We start from the raw sequence: 21,043 nt of genomic DNA, 5'->3' as shown, positions 1-21,043 counted from the left end.
CGTTCAGGCGGCCCCGGCGCGGGGGCCGGGGCGCGGTGTCAAGCCCGGCGCGGTCGGCGCAGGGCGTAGCCGAGCGCCGAGATCACATAGACCACAAGGATCGTCGCCGCCGTACCGCCCAGAAAGGCAATCAGCGCGGCCAGCATCGGGTCCAGCCCGGCCAGCATTGGCAAGGCCTGCGCCAACGGCGCGGCCAGTGCCCCCGTGAGGGCGGCCACCCCGAGAGTCACGCCAAGCCAACCCAGCAAGGCCAGCGCGGTCAGGGTCGACACCGCGCGCAGCCCGGTGGCGCGGCGGCTGCGCAGGGCGCGGCGCGCGGCGCTTATCTGGCGGGAGATATCGTTGCCGATGGCCAGCAGTGCCGGCACCAGCATCAGCACCAGCACCATCCCGAAGGCCAGACCATAGACCAGCGTGATCACCGTCGGCCGCAGGAACTGCGCCTGGCTGGATTGTTCGTAAAGCAGCGGGGCAAGGCCCAGCACCGTGGTCAATGTGGTCAGCATCACCGGTCGCAACCTCTCGGCCGTGCCGTCGATGATCGAGGGGATCAGCCCTCGCTCCTGCGCGTGTTCGTCGATGGTTGTCACGAGGACGATGGAATCGTTGATGATGATCCCGGTCATGCCAAGCAGGCCGACCACCGTGAACATCGACAGCGGCACATCCCAGAGGTGATGCCCGTAGACTGTCCCGACCAGTCCGAATGGGATGATCGCCATGACGACGAAGGGTTTGGTCCAGCTGGAAAAGACCCAGGCGAGAACCAGAAAGATGCCGAGCAGGACCAGGATCAGCCCGTTGCGCGCATCGGTGAGAAAGCGGTTCTCCTGTTCGCTGAGACCCGAAAGCCGCCATTCCACCTGATGCACGCTCGCGATCTGGGGCAGGATCTCGTCCTGCAGGATCCGCTCGATCTCTGCCGCGCGGGCGGGATCGTCTTCGGAGATGTCGCCGTTGACGGAGATCAGCCGCAGCCCGTTCTCGCGCCGGATGGTGGAAAAACCGGTGCGCCGGTCGACCTGCACGATATCGGCCAGGGGGACATAGATGCCGGAGGGCGCGCGCATCTGGGTGCGGTCAAGGAAATCCGCGGTCAGCTCGCCCGGGGGCAGTTCCACCCGCACCGTGGCGCTGCGCGGGCCGACGGGGAAGGTCGCGGCCTCGATCCCGTTCAGGCGGTTGCGCAGCACGCGGCCCAGATCGTCGATGGTGAAGCCAAGCGCCTGCCCCTGCGGGGTCAGTTCCAGGATCAGCTCTTCCTTGTCATAGGCCAGGTTGTCCTCGACCGCCGAGACCTCCGGATAGGGCAGCAGCGCCTGTTTCAGCGCCTCGCTCGCCTCCTTCAGGCCTTCGGAGGTTGCGCCGTAAAGCTGCACGTCCAGCGCATCCCCGCCGGGCCCGTGACGCCAGCCGCGGAAGCTGAGCTCCTCCAGCAGCGGGTGGCGGGCGACGCGGTCCTGCAGGTCGGAGAGGAACTGGAAACTGGAATAGGGGCGGTCGTCGGGGTCGATCAGCTCGATCGAGATGCCGCCGAGCAGGTCCGCCTCCTTGGTGTCTGCGCCGGAAAGGCCGCGCCCCGACCCGCCGCCGATTTGGCCGATGGCATAGCTGACGGGATTGCGGCCGTGTTCGGCTTCGTAGTTCGCTGCGACCTCCTCGACTGTCTGTTGCAACAGGCGCATCTGGGCCAGGGTGTCATCGCGATCCGCACCCTCGGCCATCATGTAGTTGCCCGAGATCGAAGGCTGCTCGGGCGAATTGAAGAAGCGCCAGGGGACATCGCCGCGGATCAGCAGCCCGGCCTGCCAGGCCAGGGCCACGACGATCAGGGCCAGCACCGGGTAGCGGGCGTGGATCACCGCTGCAATGAAGGGGCGGAACAGGGTGTCCCGGGCCCAGTCAAACCCCCGGTTGAAGGTCCGGGAAGGCCAGTCGTACCAGTGGTTTTCGCCGGTATGGGCCAGGGCGTGGGCCATGTGATGCGGCAGGATCAGGAAGCATTCCACCAGCGAGGCCAGCAGCACCACGATCACCGTGAAGGGGATATCGGCGATCATGTCGCCGAACCGACCGCCGATCGCGGTCAGGCCGAAGAAGGCGATGACGGTGGTCAATGTCGCGGAAAAGACCGGCAGCGCCATGCGGCGCGCGGCATTTTCGGCGGCGACGACAGGGCTTTCGCCGCGACCACGGGCGCGGGCATCGGCATGTTCCCCGACCACGATGGCGTCATCCACCACGATCCCGGTGGTGATGATCAGCGCAAAGAGCGAGACCATGTTGAGCGTCAGGCCAAAGAAGTACATCAGCGCGATGGCGGTCAGCATCGACACGGGGATCCCCGCCGCCACCCAAAGCGCGGTGCGCGCGTTGAGGAAGAGGAACAGCAGGATCAGAACGAGACCCAGCCCCATCAGCCCGTTGTCCAGCAGGATATCCAGCCGGTCGGTGATCGCTTCGGCTCGGGTGCGGATCAGGTCGATGGAGGAGCCCTCGGGCAGGGTCGGTTCCATCGCGGCGGCGACCTTAGCCACCTGGTCCTGGATCTTGATCGCGTCGCCCTTGTCGGAGCGGTCGACGCGGAGGGTGACAGCGGGGTTGGGTCCGACGAAATAGGCTTCGGTCCTGTCCGATCCTTCCAGCCGCACCGTGGCGACATCCCCGATGGTGAGTGAGGTGCCGTCGCGTTCCGAGCGCAGGACAATCCCCGCGATTTCATCGGCGGAGCGTTTTTCGACGCCGGTCCGGACCCGGGCATTCGCGCCGGTGACACTGCCTGCGGGGTCCGCGTCGACCTCACCGGCGATGGCGGCGGCGATCTCGGCCATGGTCAGGTCAAAGCGGATCAGGCTGACCGTGGGCACCTCGATCATGATGCCGGGGGCAGCGACGCCCCGGATGGTGGCGCGGGTCACCCCCTCGGCAAAGAGGCGGGTGGTGAACTCATCGGCGAAGCGGCCCAGTTGTGTCGTGTCGACGGGGCCGGTGATGACCACATCGGTCACCCGGTCGCGCCAGCCGCCACGGCGGATCGTCGGGTCCTCGGCCTCCTCGGGCAGGTTGGTGATGGCGTCGACGGCGGTCTGGACGTCGTCGGCTGCCCGCGACATGTCCCAATCCGGTTCGAACTCCAGCGAGATGGAGGCGCGCCCCTCGCGCGAGGTGCTGGAGGAGCTTTCGACACCTTCGACGGCCAGCAGGGCCGGTTCCATGATCTGGACGATGGCGGCGTCGATGTCTTCGGCCCCCGCGCCGTCCCAGGCGACCGAAACGCTCATGCTGTCGACGACCGTGTCGGGGAAGAACTGTGCCCGCATGTTGGGGATGGCCGCGACACCCAGGGTCAGCAACACGATCAGCAGCAGGTTGGCCGCCGTGCGGTGGCGGGTGAAGTAGGACAGGAGCCCGCCGCCGGATCGGGGAAGACCGCGCATCGGTCAGCCCCCGATCCGCGCTTCGATCCGCTCCACCATGGAGGCGGGGACGCGGTCGGCGTCAAGCTGCGCGAGGATGCGGGTCTTCACATCCGAGGGCAGGCGCTGACTAGCGCTGATGAAAGCCTTGAGCTTTTCGCGCCGTTCGGGTGTCAGTTCGACGAGATCGGGCTGGGTGGCTTCGGCCTGGGCTGCGGGGTTGGGGCGCAGCGGATTGACCTTGATCCCCGCGCCGAGGAGGGGGGAGCGTTGCGCGACGATTTCACGGCCCGCCAGATCGGGGCCGCGCACCAGAACCTCGTCGCCCTGACGCCGCATCAGCCGCACGTCGATCGTCTCCAGCCGCTCTTCGTCGGTGATGGCCAGCACTGTGTTTTCCGCATCCAGCGCGGTGGCGGGCAGGCGGACGACACGGGGCAGGGGCGGTTCGGTGATCGAGACGGTGACGAAATCGCCGGGCTTGAGGCCCCGCGCGCCCTCCAGCCGGGCAAAGATCAGCCGTCCGGTCTGCCCCTCGCCCACGGCGGCGCTGTCGCGGGTGATCGTGCCATCCGCCGTCAGGGCGATCCCCTGCACATCGAGCGAGACGGTCACCGGCGCCTTGAGGAGCCGCCCCTCGTCGTTCAGCAGGCGGCCATATTGCGCGGTGGAAACGCGGAAGGCGACCTCCAGCGCGTTGGCGTCGATCAGCTGCGCCAGCTGTTCATTGGCGGTGACCAGCCCGCCTTCGACTGCCGCAACATCGGAGAGGGTGCCGTCGAATTCGGCTCGGATCGTGGTGTTGTCGAGGTCGCGCTGCGCCTCGTCCCGGGCGATGCGGGCGCGGTTTACTTCGTTCGCAGTGGTGGCAACGCGGCTTTCGGCCTGGGCCAGGGCATTGCGGGCGGAGATCACGGATTGGCGGGCACCGGCGGCCGACAGCTCCGCCGCCTCGACGGCAGAGACGCTGCCGACACCCCGTCCGCGCAGATCGAGCTGGCGGTCATAGGCCTTCTGCTGCAGGGCGGCCTGTTCCTCGGAGGCGGTGAGCGTGTCGCGGGCCAGGGTCACGGCGCGGACGGCATCTTCGGCGGCGGCTTCGGCATCGCGCAGGTTGTTGATGGCCCGGTCGAGGGCGAACCGGGCATTGGTCGGGTCGATACGGGCCAGGATCGTGCCGGCCTGAACTTCGGCCCCTTCTTCGAAATAATCGGCGATTTCAATGACCTGCCCTGCGGCGGAGGCGCGGATCTGCAGGGTGCGGCGGCTGCGGATCTCGCCAAAGGCGGTCAGGATCGGGCTGATCGTTTCGGGCGTCGCCGTCACGACATTGACGGTATAGACACGCTCGCGCGCAGGCGGGGCAAAGGGTTCATCCGACAGCCGCGCCTCGACCGCATCCCGCACCATCGTCGCGGCATAGACGAACAGGCCAAGCGTGATGGCCAGCAGAAAAAGTCCGGTCAGGCTGTGTCGCAGAAACCGCATTTTGGTCATCCGTTTGAGGGCGGGATCACCCTATACAATGCAGGGCCCGTGCCAAGGCACGAGGGCGTTACCCCTCTTCTACGTCGAAGCGGGGGAAGTCCGTCGAAAAAATATGGGCGTTTGCGGCGGACGGCCGTCATTTGCGGCGCAGGTGTTCGTCCAGCCTTGGCATGATCTCGACAAAATTGCAGGGCGCGTGGCGGTAGTCGAACTGATGAACCAGGATTTCGTCCCAGGCATCCTTGCAGGCCCCGGTGCTGCCGGGCAGGGCAAAGAGGTAGGTGCCGCCCGCGACCCCGGCCGTGGCGCGGGATTGCACGGCGGAGGTGCCGATCTTCTTCATCGAGACGATGGTGAAGACGGTGCCGAAGGCGTCGATTTCCTTTTCGTAGACGTCGCGATGCGCCTCCACCGTCACGTCGCGGCCGGTCAGCCCGGTGCCGCCGGTGGAAATGATGGCGTCGATGGCGGGATCGGCGATCCAGTCGCGCAGCTGCGCGCTGATCCTGTCGCGGTCGTCGGTGGTGATGGCGCGGGCGGCGACGCTGTGGCCCGCCCCCTCGATCCGCGCGACCAGCGTGTCGCCGGAGCGGTCCTCGGCCAGGCTGCGGGTGTCGGATACGGTCAGGACCGCGATCCTGATCGGGATGAATTCCTTGGTCATTTGACCTCCAAAAGGGCGAGGCGCAGTGCCAGCAGCCCGAAGATACCGGCGCTGATCCGGCCCAGCCAGCGGGAAAAGCGCACGGAGGCCGCCATGTGACGACCTGCCCCGCCCGCAAGGTGTCCGACCGTGCCGTTGATGACGAACCCACCCAGGCCAAGCGCGGCGCCGAAGATCAGGAACTGCGGCAGCAGCGGGCGGGTAGGATCGACGAACTGCGGCACGAAGGCCAGGACGAAGAGGATCACCTTGGGGTTGGTCAGGTTGACCAGCAGCCCTTCGCGAAAGGCATGGGCGGGGGCGGTGTCGGGGATGTCCGGGCGAGTCGCGCGCAGGGATTTCACCGCGAGCCAGAGCAGATAGCCGACACCGAACCAGCGGATCGCCGTGAGAATGCCGGGATGGGCGGCGATCAGCGCCGCAAGGCCCAGCCCGGCGATCAACGCATGGGTCAGCCCGCCCGCCGCAACCCCGGCCGACGCGGCCCAGGCGGCCCGCGGCCGCCGGCGCAGCCCCTGGGCAAAACAGAACATCATATCCGCCCCCGGCGTGATGTTCAGCGCGAGGCTGGCGGGCAGGAAGGCAAGCAGGATCAGCGGATCAATCATCGCGTCACCCGTCAAAGACAGGGGCTGGCGACGGGCAGGCGCGGCACGGCGTGCAACCGGTCCAGCATCTGGCGGAAGGCGGGGTTGGTGGCGGCGCGGACGATCGCCGTCAGCTGCGGATCCTCCTGCGGTGTGCAGACCAGCCCGGTCTGGCGCAGCGCGTCAGCGCGGGCCTCGATATGCGCCTCAAGGCGGGCGTCGATGCCTTCGGGCGGGACCGGCGGCACGGTGTTGGCGGCGACGAACCGGGCGGAGGCGTCGAGGTTGTCGGCGAGGGCGTCGCGCGCTGCCGCCTCCAGCATATCCGGGCAGGCCAGGGTGGCGACGGTGAGATCGACGAGGATGCCGAACGTGCAGCCCGCCGCCCCGGCGGGGCTGTCGTCATAGCCGAAATAGCTTGTCGTTCCGTCGGACAGCGTCGTCTCGATCACATGGACATCGCCGGGCAGATCGGCGCGTCGGGTGCTCTCTCCGGTCTGCGTGATGGCGTCGGGGTTCTCGGCCATGACCTGCGCATAGTCGATGTCGAAGGCGGCGGCAGGGCTGGCCAGCAGCAGGATGGCGAGGGCGCGGATCATCCCAGACGCGCTTTCAGCGACAGCAGATCGGCCCAGGCTTCGCGCTTGGCATGGGGTTGGCGCAGCAGATAGGCGGGGTGGGTCATCGGCAGGGCGGGGCGGCCGAAGGCCTCCGCCCATTTGCCGCGCAGGCGCAGGATGCCCTGTTTTCCCAGACCCGCCCGGCAGGCAATATTGCCCATCAGGATGATGACCTCGGGGTTCACCAGTTCGATATGTTTCTGTACGAAGGGCAGCATCATCGCGATCTCCTCCGCCTCGGGGTCGCGGTTCTGGGGCGGGCGCCAGGGCAGGACGTTGGTGATGTAGACGGCGCTTTCGGGCGTCTCGGCGGTCCGGTCCAGGTCGATGGCGGCGAGCATGCGGTCCAGCAGCTGACCGGCGCGGCCGACAAAGGGGCGGCCCTCCCGGTCCTCGTCCCGGCCCGGCGCCTCGCCCAGGATCAGGACCCGGGCGGCGGGGTTGCCATCGGCAAAGACCAGCGATTTCGCCCCGCGTTTGAGGGCGCAGTGCTCGAAGGCCGCCATGGCCTCGCGCAGGGTCTCCAGACTGTCAGCGCCGGTCGCGGCCTGGCGGGCGATGTCGATGGCGTCGACCTCCTGCCGCTGGACGGGCTGGTCCGGCACGTTGTCCTTGGGCTTTTTCGGCGCCTCTTCGGCCACGGCAAAGCGGTCGACCGGCGCATCGCCGATCGCCTCATCCGCGCCAAGCTCCACCTGCCAGTCGAGCAGGGCGAGGGCGCTGTGCCAGTCGAGAGCCGATTCCATGCGGCGACAGTACCGGGTTGCGCGGGTCGGGGGAACGGGCCGTGGATACAGATCTCACGTCCCGGCCTCCGCGCCGGGACCTCGCGGGTGACGCGGTGTGGCCGGGGTCCCGGCGCGGAACGGGGGCGGGGTGGGGTGCGCGGTGACGTCGGGGGTCCCGGCGCAGGGCCGGGACGGGCGCGGAGATATCCCTGTTGGGGCTGGTCATCGCGGCTTTTCGCCCTTAATCACACACGAAACCCCCAGGGAGGGATGGCGATGGATGATCTTTTCAACTCCTTCATGAACGGCCCCGATGACAAGGGCCGCTTCGGGCAGTTCGGCGGGCGCTTCGTGTCGGAAACGCTGATGCCGCTGATCCTCGATCTCGAGAAAGAATACGAACACGCCAAGACCGACCAGAGCTTCTGGGACGAGATGGACTACCTCTGGACCCATTACGTGGGCCGTCCTTCGCCGCTTTATCACGCCGAACGGCTGACCGAGCATCTGGGCGGGGCCAAGATCTATTTTAAGCGGGACGAGCTGAATCACACCGGTGCGCACAAGATCAACAACGTGCTGGGCCAGATCATCCTGGCGCGGCGCATGGGCAAGACCCGGATCATCGCGGAAACCGGCGCGGGCCAGCACGGCGTGGCAACGGCGACGGTCTGTGCCAAGTTCGGGCTGAAATGCGTGATCTACATGGGCGCGCATGACGTGCAGCGCCAGGCGCCGAACGTGTTCCGGATGCGCCTTTTGGGTGCCGAAGTGGTGCCGGTGACCAGCGGTCGCGGCACGCTGAAGGACGCGATGAACGACGCGCTGCGCGACTGGGTGACCAATGTGCGCGACACGTTCTATTGCATCGGCACGGTGGCCGGCCCGCACCCCTATCCGGCGATGGTCCGTGATTTCCAGTCGATCATCGGGCGCGAGGTGCGCTGGCAGCTGGCCGAGCAGGAGGGCGAAGGCCGCCTGCCCGATACAGTCATCGCGGCCATCGGCGGCGGGTCCAATGCCATGGGGCTCTTCTATGACTTCCTCGACGACAAGTCGGTAAACATCGTCGGCGTCGAAGCGGGCGGCAAGGGTGTCAATGAGGATATGGAGCACTGCGCCTCGTTGACGGGCGGGCGTCCGGGCGTGCTGCATGGCAACCGGACCTACCTGTTGCAGGACGACGAGGGGCAGATCCTCGAAGGGTATTCGATCTCGGCTGGCCTCGATTACCCCGGCATCGGACCGGAGCATTCCTGGCTGCATGACATCGGCCGCGCGCAATACGTCTCGATCACCGACATGGAGGCGCTGGAGGCCTTCCAGCTGTCCTGTTCGACCGAGGGTATCATTCCCGCGCTGGAGCCCTGCCATGCCCTGGCCCATGTGATGAAGATCGCGCCGGCGCTGCCCAAGGACCATATCATCGTGATGAACATGTGCGGTCGCGGCGACAAGGACGTGCAGACCGTGGCGCGGTACCTGGGCTTCGACATGAGTGATACCGAGGGGCGGTCGGCCTGACGTACCGCTTGACCTGAGCGGTCGTCATCCTCGGGCTTGACCCGAGGATCTAGTGTCAGCCGCGAGCGTGTCTGGGGAGGTCCTCCGGTCAAGCCGGAGGATGACTGCGTTCACAATGACCCAGGGATGGTGAACGTCCCCCGCCCATCAGTACCGCGTCGGTTCGCCCCGGATGGCCTGTACCAGCGCCACATAGGCCCAGGTTTCGCGGCCGCCCTGCGCCTCGATCAGCTTCAACTGTTCATGCGCCCCGGCGTAGTCGCCCTGCTGTAACATGCCCTGCGCCATGTAGCTGCGCGCGAGGATGTGGTGGGGGTCGATGTCCAGCGCCTTGCGGTACGCCGCCATGGCACCGTCGTAATCGCCGGTCTGACGCAGCGCGAAGCCACGGTAGGTGAGGAACCGTGGGGTCTCCGCACCATCCGCCGAGGCGATGACCATGAGCGCCGACTCGGAGCGTCCGGCATAGGCCAGTTCGCGCACCGCCTCGTAGCGGTCGTCATCGTTCAGATCGAGGGACGCGGATTTCACGCATTCCTTCTTCTCCTTGTCGAAGACCTCACCATCCGGGCATTGGGTGGAGGTTTCGGTCGGCTTGGGCGGCGTGTCGTCGCTTCCCACGGCGAAGGCCATGGTGGCGAGAAAGGGCAGGATGAGTGGGGCAGTCATGATCTTGCGCATGGGATACCTTCGCTTGGGCACATTTACTCTTGGGCAAGCGTAGCACCGAATCCGGCCGCGCAGGATCACGCCCGCGTGACGGGTCAGAAGGGGATGTCTTCCTCGTTCTCCCTCAGCACCTCAATCGGCACGACCTCCAACGCCCTTTGGTGGGTCGCCTCCAGTACGACGGCGGGGGCGCAGCCCTCGTCATGGGCCTGCAGGAAGCGGCTGGCGCAGAGGCACCAGCGGTCGCCGGGGCGCAGGCCGGGGAAGTTGAAGGCCGGGATCGGGGTCGAGAGGTCGTTGCCGACGTATTTCGAAAAGGCGAGGAATTCGGCGGTCATCACGGCGCAGACGGTGTGCGACCCCTGATCCTCGGCGCAGGTGTTGCAATGTCCGTCCCGGAAGAACCCGGTCAGCGGTTCGATGGAGCAGGGTTGCAAGGATGTTCCCAGAACGTTGATGGCCGGGTCTTTTTCGGTCATGGCGGTCTCCCTTCCGGGGCAGAGTAGCGGGACAGCGGGCCGAGGGCCACTCAGAGCGCAAACGGCTCCCACGCGGCGAAGGTGATACCGTGGGGGTTCATTTCGCCCAGGTCGAGCGACTGTTTGCTGCCATCGCCGGGCCAGAGGTGCAGTTGGACCGTGGCCGGGTGCTTTGGCCGGTTCGCCTCGACCCAGAGATGGGCGAGGGGCGCATCAGGCGTGGCGCGGGCCCCGGCGGCCTCCAGCGCGGCGCGGCAGGCGGCGTCGGTGGCGGGGGGAAAGTACTGCCAGGCGATGGTGTGGAAGACCAGGGTGATGTGCCCCGGGCTGGGTGTGGCAAGGCGTTCGGCCAACCAAGTGCCTGCATCGCCCTGATCGACCACGGGGGTCGCGATGCCAAGCGCGGCCTGCAGGCGGGCCATTCGTTCGGGCTGGTCGGGCCAAGTGTAGCTGGTCAGGCGGAGGCGGGCCTGCGGGTCGTCGGGGCGCAGCGGGTTGAGGTCGACGCCGCGCCGCTCGGCGATCCGAACATCGGCGCGGGGCGGCAGCGGACCGGTCCACTCCGGGCTGAGGGTGATCACCGGGTCCTCTGCTCCGCGCGTCGTACCGTCGGGCAGGGCCAGGTCGTAGCGGTCGAAGAAGAGGTTCAGCCCGGCGGAGGCGCCCAGTTCGAAGACCCGGAAGGGCAGAGCGGGGAACCGGGTGGCCAGCAATTGGGATGCGGCGATCATCGCGGTGGCGCGGCGGACCTCGTTCGTCTGCGGCGCGCTGTCCAGCCAGTGCATGATGTGGTCGTGGTGGGTCTGCATCGCCTCTGCGATGGCGGACCAGAGCTGGTCATCCGTGACCTCATTCGGCGGATAGGCGGCACGCAGCCCCTCGTCCCGTCCCATGAGGACGAGCGCATGCAGCGCCCCGGCAAAGCGTAGCGCGATGGCATCGCCGAGGGCCGTGGCGTCGCCGGGCCAGTCCAGAAGGCGGTCCGCAATAGGTTGGCCGGGGGCGAGGCGCTGACCGCAGAGGGTCAGCAGCCGTTGCATGAACGGCGACCCGAGGCGGGCGCAGGCGTCGGCCTGTTGCGAAAAGAGCCCGGCGAGGGGGGTCACCGGAACCTGTCCGCCAGTTTTTGCAGGGCGGAGCGGGTGTCGGGCGCCTCCGCTTCCTCCGGTGCCTTCTGGGTGGGGGCTTTCTGGTCGGGCGCTTCCGCTTTCGCCTTGCCGCCGGAGCTGCGCGGCGGGGCCGTGCGCAGGGCCACGGCGTTCACGAACCTTCCCGTGTCGCCCCTGGCCAGGTCCGCTGCGCCATCGCCGATCCCGCGCAGCAGGTCATCGAGCCAGTCCTGATCCGCCTTGAAAAAATCCGACAGCACATAGGGGGCGACCCTGTCCTTGTGGCCCGGATGCCCGATGCCCAGGCGGATGCGGTGATACTCCGGCCCGATATGCTGATGGATGGAGCGGAGGCCGTTGTGGCCCGCATGTCCGCCGCCGGTCTTGCAGCGCAGCTTGCCGGGGGCCAGGTCCAATTCGTCATGAAAGACGGTCACATCGGCGGGGGAGAGCTTGTAGAACCGCATCGCCTCGCCCACGGACTGGCCGGAGAGGTTCATGAAGGTCATCGGCTTGAGCAGAAGGACCTTTTCGCCGCCAAGCGTGCCTTCGGTGATCTCGCCCTGAAACTTGGACTTCCACGGCCCGAACCCATGGTCCGAGGCGATCCGGTCCAGGGCCATGAAGCCGATATTGTGCCGGTTGGCGGCGTATTTGCCGCCCGGGTTACCAAGGCCGACGAAGAGGATCATATGCGTGTCCGGGGTTGTTGCCGCGTGGGGTCGGTGTGGTTCTACCCAAGCAACCCGCGCTTTTCCAGCAATCTGAGCCGCGGCTTGTGCCGGGCGCGGTAGAGGCGATTGGCCCAGGCGACGACCAATGGGGTCTTCCATCCTGCGTCAATCTCGATCTCGTCGATCAGGCGGGAGCCGTCGGGCGTTTCCTCCACCCGGCCGGTGTGGTTCCAGCTTTTGACGCCGCTGCCCTGTTCGGTCGAACGGAACAGCCGGTAGGCATTGTCGACCTCCAGAACGGTGATCCCGTAGGACTGTTTCGGCAGAAACCCGAAGAGGGAGACCCGGGCGTCGATCTGCTGACCGGCGTACATGTCGCCGGAGGGTACGCCTTCCATCTTCACCATGCCGGAATTCATTTCGACCAGCGCGTCGAGATCCTTGGTGATCGCCCAAAGAGTGTCTGCGGAAACGGGATAGTCACTGACGACGCGGACCTTGCCGGGCATGGGAACCTCCGGTTTTTCCAAATCGTGGCATTGCCGCCGGGGCGAGGCAAGCCTGTTGTGGCAGGGGTGCCAAAGCAAACGGCCCCGCACTGGGCGGGGCCGTTCAATCGGGTCGTCCGGCACGCAGGAGGATTATTCCTCTGCTGCGGCCTCTTCGGTTGCCTCTTCGCCTTCGGCTGCTTCGGCTTCGTCATCGGCGCTGCGCAGGCCGGACGGGGCGGAAACGTTGGCGATCACGAAGTCACGCTCGATGACCGGCTTCGCGCCTTCGGGCAGGGTGACCATGGAGATCGTGACGGTGTCGCCGATTTCCAGACCGGTCAGATCGACGGTGATCTTCTCGGGGATGTCGCCCGCCAGGACGTTGAGGTCCACATCGGCACGCACCACGGTCAGAACGCCGCCACGCTTGAGGCCGGGAGCCGCGTCTTCGTTGATGAACTCGACGGGGATGTGCAGGTTCACGCGGGAGGTCCGGCGCAGGCGCATCAGGTCGAGATGGGTCGGCAGGTCCTTGACCACGTCGCGCTGCACGTTGCGGCAGATCACGCGGACGTCGTCGTGGCCCTCGACCTTGAGGTTCCACAGGGTCGCCAGGAAGCGGCCCGCCTTCAGCTTCTTCAGCAGTTCGTTGAAGGGGATCTGAATCGGCAGCGGGTCGTTGTCGCCACCGTAAACAATACCCGGAACCATGCCAGCGCGACGCGCTGCGCGAGCGGCGCCCTTGCCCGTCCCCGCACGTTCCTGGGCTACGAGATCAGGAATTTCTCCAGCCATCAGTCTATTCTCCATAAGTTGGGCGGCCATCCTCCAAGGCTGTATGACCGCATGAAGCCGCGCGCTTACACGGATTCCGGCGGGATGGGAAGGGCAAAATCAGGTTGGGCGGCCAGGCGGAGACGCCTGCGGCGTCGCACTTTTCCGTGGCGCCCGACCGGGGGCCGGGCGCGGGGCCTCCGGCAGAGGTATTTCGGACCAGAAGACAGGGCGGTTTCGCGGTTGCCGCAAGGGCGGGGTTGGTATAGGCGCGGGGACTTTCCGGAGTGTGGAGTGGTGAGATGGCGGACGCGGTTCTGGCGGTGGATTTCGGAACGTCGAATTCGGCGGCAGCGGTGCTGGAGGCGGGCCACGTGCGGCGGCTGGCGATCGAGGCGGAGGCGGAAACCCTGCCCACGGCGGTCTTCTTTCCCGTCGGCGGGCCGATGCAGATCGGCCAGGCGGCGACGGATGCGCTGATCGACGGGGAGGAGGGGCGCTATATGCGGTCGCTCAAATCCGTTCTGGGCACCTCGCTGATGCACGACGCCCGCCTGATCGGCGGCAAGCGGCGGTCGCTGGCAGAGGTGATCGCGGCCTTTCTGACCAAACTACGCGAGCGGGCGGAGGCGCAGACGGGGCAGCAGTTCCGGCGCGCCCTCTCGGGGCGTCCGGTGCATTTCCACACCGCCGATCCAGAGCGGGACGCAAGGGCGGAGGCGGATCTGCGGGGCTGTTACGCGGCGGCGGGCTTTGATACGGTCGATTTCCTGCCGGAACCAGAGGCGGCGGCGCGGGCCAGTACCGGTGAGGCGGGGGAGGTCGGGCTGATCGTCGACATCGGCGGGGGGACGTCGGATTTCACCTTGTTCCGCCGCAGCGACCGGATCGAGATTATCGCCAGCCACGGGGTGCGACTGGGCGGGACGGATTTCGACCATGCGATTTCGCTGAGCCATGTCATGCCGGAATTCGGCCTGGGCGGAGAGCTGACCCGCACCCTGGGCGAGGGGCGGCTGCCCGTGCCCAAGGCGATCTATGTCGATCTGGCGACCTGGGCGATGATCCCCTTCCTCTACACGGCGGAGGTGCGGCGCATGGTGGATGATCTGGTTGCCCATGCGGTCGACCGGCCCCGGTTGGCGCGGTTGCAAAGCGTGCTGCGTGACGAGCTGGGCCATGACGTCGCCTTTGCGGTGGAGCGGGGCAAGATCGCGGCCAATGGCGGCGCGCGCGGCGAGATCGCCCTGGGGCTGGTGGAGCCGGGACTGGCCGTGCCGGTGACCGAGGGGACGATGAACGCCGCGCTTGGCGAGGCGCGGGAGGTGCTGGTCCGGGCGGTATACGAAACGCTGGCACTGGCCCAGACGATGCCCGGAGGGGTGGATCACGTGATCTTGGTCGGCGGGTCCAGCCTGATGCGCGTGGTCTCGGACGTCATGCGGCAGGTCTGCCCGGGTGCCCGGGTCAGCCGGGCGGAGGCGTTCACGGCTGTCGTGGACGGGCTGGCGCTGGCGACGGGGGAGTGATCGGTGGTTGCCCTGGTACGGCCGTCGGTGCGGCCCCGGCTCGGGGGCCGGGGCATGTCGTGCAGTGTCCCGGCCTTGCGCCGGGACCTCAGTCTCTCACCGCGTTGAGCCCGCGCCCCAAATCAGACCCAGGTGCCCGAAAACCCCTCCGGCACAAGGATACTGTCGCGGGTCACGTCCTTGATGTCGCGGCGGCCGGTGAAAGCCATTGAGATGTCCAACTCGTTGCGGATGACCTCCAGCGCCTTTGTCACCCCGGCCTCGCCCTGGGCACCAAGACCGTGGACGAAGGCGCGGCCGATGTAGGTGCCCTTGGCGCCCATGGCGACGGCCTTCAGCACGTCCTGGCCGGAGCGGATGCCGCTGTCGAGGTGGACCTCCACGTCGTCGCCAACCGACTGGAGGATCGGATCCAGCGCCCGGATGGAGCTGATCGCGCCATCCTGCTGACGGCCGCCGTGGTTGGATACGACGATGGCATCGCAGCCGACCTTTTGGGCCATGACCGCATCCTCGGGGTCGAGGATGCCCTTGAGGATCACCGGGCCGTCCCAGAGTGTTTTGATCTCTTCGATCTTCTTCCAGTCGAGCGCGGGATCGAACTGCTGCGCCGTCCATTCCCCCAGGCGGGAGGTGTCCTCCACCCCCTTCACATGTCCGACGATATTGCCGAAACCGCGCCGCTTGGTTCGGAGCATCTCCAGACCCCAGCTCCACTTGGTCATAAGATCCGCGATGGTGGAGGGGGTGAGCTTCGGCGGGGCGGAGAGCCCGTTTTTCAGATCCTTGTGGCGCTGGCCCAGGATCTGCAGGTCCAGCGTGATCACGAGGGCCGAACATTTTGCATCCTTGGCCCGCTGGATCAGCCGCTTGAGGTAATCCTGATCCTTCATGGTGTAGAGCTGGAACCAGAAGGGCTTGCTGGTGTGTTCCGCCACATCCTCGATCGAGCAGATGGACATGGTCGAAAGCGTGAAGGGGACGCCGAATTTCTCTGCTGCCCTGGCCGCCTTGATCTCGCCATCGGCGCACTGCATGCCGGTCAGCCCGACCGGGGCCAAGGCGACGGGCATGGAAACCTTCTGGCCGATCATCTCCGTTTCCAGCGTGCGGCCGGTCATGTCGACGGCGACGCGCTGGCGCAGGCGGATGTCCTCGAAATCCGAGGTGTTTTCGCGAAAGGTCTGTTCGGTCCAGGACCCGCTTTCGCAATAGTCGTAGAACATCCTGGGCGTCCGGCGCTTATGCAGACGCTTGAGGTCGTCGATACAGGTGATGACGGGCATTCGGGCCTCCCCCCTCGGATGGTTGCCGTGGTTTAGCAACGTGGGGGCAGGGCGGCAATAGAGCGGGCCTTGAATGGACAACGCCGCCCCAAGGGCGGCGCTGCAACTGACTATGTTCCGGCCGTCACGTGCGGCGACGCCGCCGCATCGCGCCAAGCGCGCCGAAAGCCCCTAGCAAGAGGGGCAGGGCGGCAGGAACGGGCACCTCGGCGGACGGGGAATATGCCGTGATCAGACGGGTCCAGTCGCCGGGGGAACTCGCCGTCCAATCAATGTCGACATCTGAACCGTTGAAAATGGTTGTGTCGGAGTTCTCAAGACCGCGCAAATTGAAGTCCGCGTAATCAAGTCCGGGCAGCCCGAGATAGTCGCTGTCGAACAGGTTTTGGTCTGCGGTAATAAAGGCGAAGATCTGGGAATCGAGGCCGATCGTGGTCTGGATCCTGTCGCTGCCTGATCCATCGTTGTCCCATTGGATGTAATGAGACGACACGATCGTGCCGACCTCGAGGAAATAGTCGCCGCCGCCCGCACTCGAGACGAAGCTGGCATTGGTGTCGAACACTCGGTCGACCCTCAGCCGCTCGGTAAGAACGAAATTCTGCTTTTCGTTCCAGGCAAGCAAAGTCCGGTCATTCGGATTCTGCGACACCGGGTTGGGTGGGGTCGAGGTGATGGTGCAGCTAATGCCACCCGTACAATCACCCAAGCTAACAAGCGTTGCCTGAGCCTGACTGGCGGCCAGAAAACCCAAGGCCGCCGTGGCAGCAAAAGTCAAAAATCTCATGTCGTAACTCCAAAATTCACTCATTTTCAATGTGTGCAGTTTGGAGCGATTGCCTCTTCGAGTCAAATTTGCCGGGGTAGGCTCAGGCCCGGTGCGCCCCGTCGGCCAGGGTTTTGACGTAGGCGGCGACCTGCGTCGGGCTCTGACCCTTGGCGATTTCCGCGACGATGGCCGACCCGACGACGCAGCCGTCCGCGACGGAGGCGATGGCCTGTGCCGTTTCGGGGGTGCGGATGCCGAAGCCGACGATCACGGGCAGATCGGTCTGCGCCTTGATCCGGGCGACCTCCGGACCGACGTCGCCTGCCTGCGCCTCGGCCGAGCCGGTGATGCCGGTGATCGAGACGTAGTAGACGAAGCCGGAGGTGTTCTGCAGCACCTTGGGCAGGCGCTTGTCATCGGTGGTCGGCGTGGCGAGGCGGATGAAGTTCAGACCGGCCTTCTGCGCGGGGATGCAAAGCTCCTCATCCTCTTCGGGCGGCAGGTCGACCACGATCAGGCCGTCGATGCCGGCGGCCTTGGCCTCCGTCAGGAAGGTGTCGACGCCGATGGAGAAGATGGGGTTGTAATAGCCCATCAGCACGATCGGCGTGGTGTCGTTTTCCTTGCGGAACTCCGTCGCCATGGCGAGCGTCTTGCGCAGGGTCATGCCCGCGCCCAGGGCGCGCTGGCCGGCCAGCTGGATGGTCGGGCCGTCGGCCATGGGATCGGTGAAGGGCACGCCCAGTTCGATGATGTCGACGCCGGCCTCGGGCAGGGCGCGGAAGGTCTCCATCGAGGTGGCCTCGTCCGGATCGCCTGCCATGACATAGGCGACGAAGGCTTTCTTCCCCTCGGCGCGGAGGCGTTCAAACGTGGCGTCGATCCGTGTCATGGCGTCCCTTTCCCTCTGGCCTCGCAGGCCGCGCCCTGACTTGCCGCAAGGGGAGGGCGGGGTCAATGGGGAAGGGGGTGCGCGGCGGATTTGTCGGTGCCCGGAGTGGAGGCCGCCCCCGCCGTCACCGCAGCCGTTCGACCACGTAATCCGCGAGGTCCGCGAGCAGCCCGGTCAGGCTATGGTCCGGCAGATCCTGCAGCGCCGTCTTGGCCGTATCGGCCCAGCCAAGCGCGGTGTCCCGGGTGGAGCGGAGGGCGCCATGCTTGTCCAGCAGGGCGCGGGCGGTGGCGAGGTCCGCATCGTCCTGCTGGCCCTTCTCGATGGTGCGGGTCCAGAAGGCGCGCTCCTCGTCATCGGCGGCGGCGATGGCCCGGATCATGGGCAGGGTCAGCTTGCGTTCGCGGAAATCGTCACCGACGTTCTTGCCGGTCTGGCCCGCATCGCCCTGCCAGTCCAGCAGGTCATCCGCCATCTGGAACGCGATGCCGAGCGCGTCGCCATAGGTGAAGAGCGCCTTCACCTGATCCGGCGTGGCCCCGGCGATTTCGGCCCCGGCCTCTGTCGCGGCGGAGAAGAGCGCGGCGGTCTTGCCGCGCACGACCTGCAGATAGGTGTCCTCCGTCGTTCTCAGATCCTGCGCGGCCGACAGTTGCAGCACCTCGCCCTCGGCAATCGTTGCGGCGGCGTCCGACAGGATGTTGAGCACCCGGAGGTGGCCGGGCTCGACCATCAACTGGAAGGCGCGGGCAAAGAGGTAATCTCCGACAAGAACCGAAGACTTGTTGTCCCACAGCAGGTTGGCGGTCGGGCGGCCACGGCGTTGGCGGCTTTCGTCGACCACATCATCATGCAGCAGGGTGGCGGTATGGATGAACTCCACTGTCGCGGCCAGATGCACATGCCAAGGCCCGTCATAGCCGCAGAGCCGCGCGGCGGCGAGGGTCAGCATGGGTCGGATGCGCTTGCCGCCGGCCTCGACCAGATGGGCGGTGACCTCGGGAATGCGGGGGGCGTGGCGCGAGGCCATACGCTCCCGGATCAGCGTGTTCACTGCCGTGAGGTCGTCCGCCAGCAGGGCGGCGATCGCTTCGTGCGGTTTTTCGACGGGTTTGTCCAAGCCCGTGCACCCTCTGCCAGATACTCGACATGCCGGGGATTTGTCCCTAAGTCCCTGGCATGGAACAGCTCCTGAGAACCAACAACATGGCCGACATGGCCTTCGCACAAGCGCTGCTACGAGGCGAGGGTATAGACTGCTTTGAAATGGACGTAAACATGAGCGTTCTCGAAGGGTCCATCGGGATCTTCCCCCGGCGGCTGATGGTGCGCAGTGCGGACATCGACCGCGCACGCCGGTGCCTGCGCGACAACGGGATCGACGTGGAAGAATGAGCGATGCGGATCTGACCCTCGACCGGATCCTGGGCGGGCGGGTCGCGCTGTGGCAACCGCGGTCCGGATACAGGGCCGGGGTCGATCCGGTTTTTCTGGCGGCGAGTGTCGCGGCGGAGGCGGGGCAATCGGTCCTGGATCTCGGCTGCGGGGCGGGCGCTGCGGCGCTGTGCCTGGGCGCGCGGGTGCCGGGGCTGCGGCTGGTCGGGCTGGAACGTCAGGCGCTCTATGCGGATCTGGCGCGGCGCAACGGGGAGGAGAATGCCCAGGAGTTTCAGGTGTTCGAGGGCGATCTGGCTGATATGCCGGGGGAGCTGCGCCAGATGCGGTTCGACCATGTCATTGCCAACCCGCCCTATTTCCGCCGTGACCGGAGCGTTCGGGCCGGAAACGACGCCCGCGAGGGCGCGCATGGCGAGGAGACGCCGCTCGCCGCCTGGGTCGATGCCGCGACGCGACGATGTGCGCCGCGCGGGCATGTGACGTTTATCCAGCGGGTGGAGCGTCTGCCGGAGCTGCTGACGGCGTTTTCGGCGCGACTCGGATCGCTGCAACTCTGTCCTTTGATTCCCCGCGACGGGCGCGAGGCGCAGCTTTTCCTCTTGCGGGGCCGGAAAGAGGGGCGTGCGGCGTTTCGTCTGGGGCCAGGGCTGGTGGTGCACAGCGGATCGGCACATCAGCGGGACGAGGAGGACTATACCCCTGACGCGACTGCCATTCTCAGGAATGCGCAGCCGTTAAACATTTGTTGATAATTCACGTAATATGAACTTCTCGGCAAACTCTCGCGCTCGCAGCGTGACAGGTTTGTAAAACTATGCTCCAATTTGGACATAGCCAACAGAGAGGAGACCACGATGAGCTTGAGTTCGCATCTTGAGGAACTGAAGAAGAAACATGAATCCCTCTCGGCCGCGGTGGAACATGCACAGCGGTCGCCGGGTATCTCTCAGTCGGAGATCACCCAGATGAAAAAGCAGAAACTGCGACTCAAGGAAGAAATCACCCGTCTGACGATGCACTGACCGCAACGGTCGGCTTGCGGCGCAGGCTTGCGCGGGCGGCAAGGCCCGCGCCCCCGGTAATGAGCACTGTTGCCAGTGCCAGCCGGAGGGTCGGTTCTGCGATGCCAACAAGGACGAGGATGAGCGTGGAGAAGAGCGGCGCGGCATAGGAGGCCACGCCAAGCATCTGTATGTCTCCGCGTTTGACCCCAATGTCCCAGGTGTAGAAGGCCAGACCCACGGGACCCAGGCCCAGGCCTAGGACCGCAGCCCATCCCAGTAGGCCCTGCGGGGCGACCGTTTCCTCCAGCATCAGATGCAGGAGGGAGGAGAAGAGCGCCGTGACCACACAGAACAGCGCGACCGCCACCGTCGGCACCGTGCCGAAGCGGCGTGACAGAACGGAATAGCCGGACCAGGTCAGCGCGCAGGCCAGTGCCAGCGCGTAGCCGGTCAGATGTTCCGGGGCAAATCCCGTGCCGCCGCCGACGATGATCAGCGCTGCCCCGGCAAATCCCGCGAGGCCGCCGAAAAGGTGGCCGGGACGCAGGGACTCGCCCGGCAGCAGGCCGGAAAACAGCACGATCAGCAGGGGCCAGAGATAGGCGATCAGCCCGGCCTGGGCGGGCGGCGCGTTGCGCAATGCGGCGAAGTAGAGGGCGTGGTAGCCGAAAAGGCCGATGGTCCCGAGGGCGAAGGCGGGCAGGGGCACCTTACGCAGGGCGGACAATTGCCCGGTCGCCACGGCCCAGATCAGGCCAAGTGTCCCGCCCAGGGCAAAGCACATCGCATTCAACTGCAGCGGCGGCACCGGCGCGCTGCCCACGGTGAAGAGGGCCAGCAGGGCCCAGAGCAGGACGGCGGTGAAACCGATGGCAGTGGCGCGGGGTTGTGACATGACGCCTTGTGCGGTGCAGCGCGAGGGGCGTCAATCCACTTGGCGGC

22 protein-coding genes are annotated in these 21,043 nt (G+C 66.5%); 5 read left to right on the top strand and 17 right to left on the bottom strand.

Going from position 1 to position 21,043, the window contains the following annotated elements; genetic code table 11:
* Window positions 1-38: 38 nt before the first annotated feature.
* The 6 genes from ACFC2Y_RS10870 to ACFC2Y_RS10845 form a co-directional block, all read right to left on the bottom strand.
* Complete coding sequence (locus tag ACFC2Y_RS10870) at window positions 39-3,437, bottom strand: efflux RND transporter permease subunit (RefSeq protein WP_375174464.1); 3,399 nt, start codon at window positions 3,435-3,437, stop codon at window positions 39-41.
* A gap of 3 nt (window positions 3,438-3,440) precedes the next feature.
* Window positions 3,441-4,904 (bottom strand): efflux RND transporter periplasmic adaptor subunit, encoded by a 1,464-nt coding sequence (locus tag ACFC2Y_RS10865; protein WP_375174465.1) that lies wholly within the window; start codon window positions 4,902-4,904, stop codon window positions 3,441-3,443.
* 136 nt (window positions 4,905-5,040) lie between these two features.
* Window positions 5,041-5,568, bottom strand: coding sequence for a molybdenum cofactor biosynthesis protein B (moaB, locus tag ACFC2Y_RS10860; protein ID WP_375174466.1), 528 nt, complete (start codon window positions 5,566-5,568; stop codon window positions 5,041-5,043).
* Entirely contained in the window at window positions 5,565-6,176 is a 612-nt protein-coding gene (locus ACFC2Y_RS10855; RefSeq protein WP_375174467.1) for a LysE family translocator, read from the bottom strand. Before ACFC2Y_RS10855 ends, moaB begins: the two co-directional genes overlap by 4 nt.
* 11 nt (window positions 6,177-6,187) lie before the next feature.
* The gene (locus ACFC2Y_RS10850) at window positions 6,188-6,754 is read right to left on the bottom strand and encodes a hypothetical protein (RefSeq protein WP_375174468.1); all 567 of its coding nucleotides are present in this window, start codon (window positions 6,752-6,754) and stop codon (window positions 6,188-6,190) included.
* On the bottom strand, window positions 6,751-7,521 hold the full coding sequence (locus ACFC2Y_RS10845; RefSeq protein ID WP_375174469.1) for a uracil-DNA glycosylase family protein: 771 nt from the start codon (window positions 7,519-7,521) through the stop codon (window positions 6,751-6,753). The genes ACFC2Y_RS10850 and ACFC2Y_RS10845 overlap by 4 nt, the downstream gene beginning before the upstream one ends.
* 258 nt (window positions 7,522-7,779) lie before the next feature.
* On the opposite strand from ACFC2Y_RS10845, the gene trpB reads away from it, so the two are divergent.
* The gene (trpB, locus tag ACFC2Y_RS10840; protein WP_375174470.1) at window positions 7,780-9,027 is read left to right on the top strand and encodes a tryptophan synthase subunit beta; all 1,248 of its coding nucleotides are present in this window, start codon (window positions 7,780-7,782) and stop codon (window positions 9,025-9,027) included.
* A gap of 147 nt (window positions 9,028-9,174) precedes the next feature.
* Here the strand turns inward: trpB and ACFC2Y_RS10835 are convergent, their stop codons facing one another.
* The 6 genes from ACFC2Y_RS10835 to ACFC2Y_RS10810 form a co-directional block, all read right to left on the bottom strand.
* Entirely contained in the window at window positions 9,175-9,696 is a 522-nt protein-coding gene (locus ACFC2Y_RS10835; RefSeq protein ID WP_375174471.1) for a tetratricopeptide repeat protein, read from the bottom strand.
* Window positions 9,697-9,791: 95 nt separating this feature from the next.
* Window positions 9,792-10,175: a DUF2237 family protein gene (locus ACFC2Y_RS10830; protein WP_375174472.1), complete on the bottom strand. Its 384-nt coding sequence runs from the start codon at window positions 10,173-10,175 to the stop codon at window positions 9,792-9,794.
* A 50-nt stretch (window positions 10,176-10,225) separates the two neighbouring features.
* A complete protein-coding gene (locus ACFC2Y_RS10825; RefSeq protein WP_375174473.1) occupies window positions 10,226-11,281 on the bottom strand; it encodes a DUF2332 domain-containing protein in 1,056 nt (351 codons plus the stop codon).
* Window positions 11,278-11,976 (bottom strand): aminoacyl-tRNA hydrolase, encoded by a 699-nt coding sequence (gene pth, locus ACFC2Y_RS10820; protein WP_375174474.1) that lies wholly within the window; start codon window positions 11,974-11,976, stop codon window positions 11,278-11,280. Before pth ends, ACFC2Y_RS10825 begins: the two co-directional genes overlap by 4 nt.
* Before the next feature lie 41 nt (window positions 11,977-12,017).
* Window positions 12,018-12,467, bottom strand: a complete 450-nt coding sequence (locus ACFC2Y_RS10815) for an SRPBCC family protein (protein ID WP_375174475.1) — start codon at window positions 12,465-12,467, stop codon at window positions 12,018-12,020.
* 132 nt (window positions 12,468-12,599) lie between these two features.
* Window positions 12,600-13,244 (bottom strand): 50S ribosomal protein L25/general stress protein Ctc, encoded by a 645-nt coding sequence (locus ACFC2Y_RS10810; RefSeq protein WP_375174476.1) that lies wholly within the window; start codon window positions 13,242-13,244, stop codon window positions 12,600-12,602.
* A 281-nt stretch (window positions 13,245-13,525) separates the two neighbouring features.
* Here ACFC2Y_RS10810 and ACFC2Y_RS10805 point away from each other — a divergent pair, with 281 nt between their 5' ends.
* Window positions 13,526-14,752 carry an Hsp70 family protein gene (locus tag ACFC2Y_RS10805; RefSeq protein WP_375174477.1) on the top strand — a complete coding sequence of 409 codons (1,227 nt, stop codon included), beginning with the start codon at window positions 13,526-13,528 and terminating at the stop codon, window positions 14,750-14,752.
* 122 nt (window positions 14,753-14,874) lie between these two features.
* On the opposite strand, the gene ACFC2Y_RS10800 is transcribed toward ACFC2Y_RS10805, so the two are convergent.
* The 4 genes from ACFC2Y_RS10800 to ACFC2Y_RS10785 form a co-directional block, all read right to left on the bottom strand.
* Window positions 14,875-16,038 carry an L-lactate dehydrogenase gene (locus ACFC2Y_RS10800; RefSeq protein WP_375174478.1) on the bottom strand — a complete coding sequence of 388 codons (1,164 nt, stop codon included), beginning with the start codon at window positions 16,036-16,038 and terminating at the stop codon, window positions 14,875-14,877.
* A 124-nt stretch (window positions 16,039-16,162) separates the two neighbouring features.
* Complete coding sequence (locus ACFC2Y_RS10795; protein ID WP_375186437.1) at window positions 16,163-16,825, bottom strand: VPLPA-CTERM sorting domain-containing protein; 663 nt, start codon at window positions 16,823-16,825, stop codon at window positions 16,163-16,165.
* 82 nt (window positions 16,826-16,907) lie between these two features.
* Window positions 16,908-17,699 (bottom strand): tryptophan synthase subunit alpha, encoded by a 792-nt coding sequence (gene trpA / locus ACFC2Y_RS10790; RefSeq protein ID WP_375174480.1) that lies wholly within the window; start codon window positions 17,697-17,699, stop codon window positions 16,908-16,910.
* 124 nt (window positions 17,700-17,823) lie between these two features.
* The gene (locus ACFC2Y_RS10785; RefSeq protein ID WP_375174481.1) at window positions 17,824-18,819 is read right to left on the bottom strand and encodes a polyprenyl synthetase family protein; all 996 of its coding nucleotides are present in this window, start codon (window positions 18,817-18,819) and stop codon (window positions 17,824-17,826) included.
* Window positions 18,820-18,878: 59 nt separating this feature from the next.
* Here ACFC2Y_RS10785 and ACFC2Y_RS10780 point away from each other — a divergent pair, with 59 nt between their 5' ends.
* The 3 genes from ACFC2Y_RS10780 (at window position 18,879) to ACFC2Y_RS10770 (ending at window position 20,119) form a co-directional block, all read left to right on the top strand.
* The gene (locus ACFC2Y_RS10780; protein WP_375174482.1) at window positions 18,879-19,094 is read left to right on the top strand and encodes a DUF2007 domain-containing protein; all 216 of its coding nucleotides are present in this window, start codon (window positions 18,879-18,881) and stop codon (window positions 19,092-19,094) included.
* On the top strand, window positions 19,091-19,846 hold the full coding sequence (locus tag ACFC2Y_RS10775; protein WP_375174483.1) for a tRNA1(Val) (adenine(37)-N6)-methyltransferase: 756 nt from the start codon (window positions 19,091-19,093) through the stop codon (window positions 19,844-19,846). The genes ACFC2Y_RS10780 and ACFC2Y_RS10775 overlap by 4 nt, the downstream gene beginning before the upstream one ends.
* Window positions 19,847-19,951: 105 nt before the next feature.
* Window positions 19,952-20,119 carry a YdcH family protein gene (locus ACFC2Y_RS10770; RefSeq protein WP_375174484.1) on the top strand — a complete coding sequence of 56 codons (168 nt, stop codon included), beginning with the start codon at window positions 19,952-19,954 and terminating at the stop codon, window positions 20,117-20,119.
* Here ACFC2Y_RS10770 and ACFC2Y_RS10765 read toward each other — a convergent pair.
* Window positions 20,097-20,996, bottom strand: a complete 900-nt coding sequence (locus ACFC2Y_RS10765) for a DMT family transporter (RefSeq protein WP_375174485.1) — start codon at window positions 20,994-20,996, stop codon at window positions 20,097-20,099. The two genes, ACFC2Y_RS10770 and ACFC2Y_RS10765, sit on opposite strands and share 23 nt — an antisense overlap.
* Between the last annotated feature and the right edge of the window lie 47 nt (window positions 20,997-21,043).

Source organism: Pseudooceanicola sp., from assembly GCF_041987405.1.
GTDB lineage: Bacteria > Pseudomonadota > Alphaproteobacteria > Rhodobacterales > Rhodobacteraceae > Pseudooceanicola.
This window is presented reverse-complemented; position numbering and strand designations above follow the sequence as displayed.

Bases quoted from the DNA above. Each gene is read 5' to 3' on its own strand.
- pth (WP_375174474.1), bottom strand. From the start codon at position 11,976: ATGATCCTCTTCGTCGGCCTTGGTAACCCGGGCGGCAAATACGCCGCC.
- ACFC2Y_RS10855 (WP_375174467.1), bottom strand. From the start codon at position 6,176: ATGATTGATCCGCTGATCCTGCTTGCCTTCCTGCCCGCCAGCCTCGCG.
- ACFC2Y_RS10845 (WP_375174469.1), bottom strand. From the start codon at position 7,521: ATGGAATCGGCTCTCGACTGGCACAGCGCCCTCGCCCTGCTCGACTGG.
- ACFC2Y_RS10865 (WP_375174465.1), bottom strand. From the start codon at position 4,904: ATGCGGTTTCTGCGACACAGCCTGACCGGACTTTTTCTGCTGGCCATC.
- moaB (WP_375174466.1), bottom strand. From the start codon at position 5,568: ATGACCAAGGAATTCATCCCGATCAGGATCGCGGTCCTGACCGTATCC.
- ACFC2Y_RS10765 (WP_375174485.1), bottom strand. From the start codon at position 20,996: ATGTCACAACCCCGCGCCACTGCCATCGGTTTCACCGCCGTCCTGCTC.
- ACFC2Y_RS10795 (WP_375186437.1), bottom strand. From the start codon at position 16,825: ATGAGATTTTTGACTTTTGCTGCCACGGCGGCCTTGGGTTTTCTGGCC.
- ACFC2Y_RS10780 (WP_375174482.1), top strand. From the start codon at position 18,879: ATGGAACAGCTCCTGAGAACCAACAACATGGCCGACATGGCCTTCGCA.
- ACFC2Y_RS10835 (WP_375174471.1), bottom strand. From the start codon at position 9,696: ATGACTGCCCCACTCATCCTGCCCTTTCTCGCCACCATGGCCTTCGCC.
- ACFC2Y_RS10830 (WP_375174472.1), bottom strand. From the start codon at position 10,175: ATGACCGAAAAAGACCCGGCCATCAACGTTCTGGGAACATCCTTGCAA.
- ACFC2Y_RS10770 (WP_375174484.1), top strand. From the start codon at position 19,952: ATGAGCTTGAGTTCGCATCTTGAGGAACTGAAGAAGAAACATGAATCC.
- ACFC2Y_RS10805 (WP_375174477.1), top strand. From the start codon at position 13,526: ATGGCGGACGCGGTTCTGGCGGTGGATTTCGGAACGTCGAATTCGGCG.
- trpB (WP_375174470.1), top strand. From the start codon at position 7,780: ATGGATGATCTTTTCAACTCCTTCATGAACGGCCCCGATGACAAGGGC.
- ACFC2Y_RS10870 (WP_375174464.1), bottom strand. From the start codon at position 3,437: ATGCGCGGTCTTCCCCGATCCGGCGGCGGGCTCCTGTCCTACTTCACC.
- ACFC2Y_RS10775 (WP_375174483.1), top strand. From the start codon at position 19,091: ATGAGCGATGCGGATCTGACCCTCGACCGGATCCTGGGCGGGCGGGTC.
- ACFC2Y_RS10800 (WP_375174478.1), bottom strand. From the start codon at position 16,038: ATGCCCGTCATCACCTGTATCGACGACCTCAAGCGTCTGCATAAGCGC.
- ACFC2Y_RS10850 (WP_375174468.1), bottom strand. From the start codon at position 6,754: ATGATCCGCGCCCTCGCCATCCTGCTGCTGGCCAGCCCTGCCGCCGCC.
- ACFC2Y_RS10815 (WP_375174475.1), bottom strand. From the start codon at position 12,467: ATGCCCGGCAAGGTCCGCGTCGTCAGTGACTATCCCGTTTCCGCAGAC.
- ACFC2Y_RS10810 (WP_375174476.1), bottom strand. From the start codon at position 13,244: ATGGCTGGAGAAATTCCTGATCTCGTAGCCCAGGAACGTGCGGGGACG.
- trpA (WP_375174480.1), bottom strand. From the start codon at position 17,699: ATGACACGGATCGACGCCACGTTTGAACGCCTCCGCGCCGAGGGGAAG.